An 875-nucleotide genomic window follows, 5' to 3' on the forward strand; every position below is an offset into this window, starting at 1 on the left:
CTGTATGGCGTAAAGTCTTCCGCCAAGGCTTGGTCTGCAATGCTGCTTTCAACCACAGGCGCGTCGTTCACCGCATTTACGGTGACGTTGACCGTGGCTTGGTCAGTCAGTGCACCATCGGTCACGGTGTAAGTGATTTCAGCATCGCCATTGAAGTTCTCAGCTGGTGTGAACACCAGTTTGCCATCAACAATCTCAACTGTGCCTTGTGCTTCAGGTACAGACGCCGATTGGATAGACAACTTATCGCCGTCGATGTCGGTGTCGTTTGGCAGAACATCAATCGTGACAGCGGTGTCTTCGTCAGTCATCGCCGTGTCATTGGTCGCCACTGGCGCGTCATTGACTGGTGTGACATCGACGTTCACCGTGGTGGACTCCGATACCCCACCGGACGTGACGATGTAGGTAAAGCTGTCTGCCCCGTGGAAGTTGTCGTTTGGCGTGTAAGTGACGCTGCCATCCGGGTTGACCGAGACCGTACCGTTAGCTGGACCGTTATTGGTATCGAGCGACACCACTTTATCGTCGCCTTCGAACGTGTCGTTACCTAAGACCTTGATGACGGTCGGCGTGTCTTCCACTACCGTCGCTTTATCTGCCACGATGTCCGCCACAGGCGCTACCGTGAAGTTCACCGTTTGGCTAACGCTCTCGCCGCTTGGATCGGTGGCCGTAAACGTCAACGCTTCTGAGCCGTTCCAGTCTGCGGTTGGAGTGAACGTAGCAATCCCATTGACGATCGCCACTTGAATGTTGCTGTTGCCAGAGACACTGAAGCTCAGATCGCCATCCACGTTATCCACATCGCTGAAAGCGGTATTTAGATCGATGCTGTATGGCGTAAAGTCTTCCGCCAAGGCTTGGTCTGCAAT

1 protein-coding gene is annotated in these 875 nt (G+C 54.1%); it reads right to left on the bottom strand.

Annotated features, from left to right (window positions below; genetic code table 11):
* Nucleotides 1-875 (bottom strand): tandem-95 repeat protein (locus R7190_RS26300; protein ID WP_318137731.1); only part of this gene is annotated, 875 nt, incomplete at both ends.

It is taken from the genome of Vibrio sp. 1078-1 (assembly GCF_033340475.1).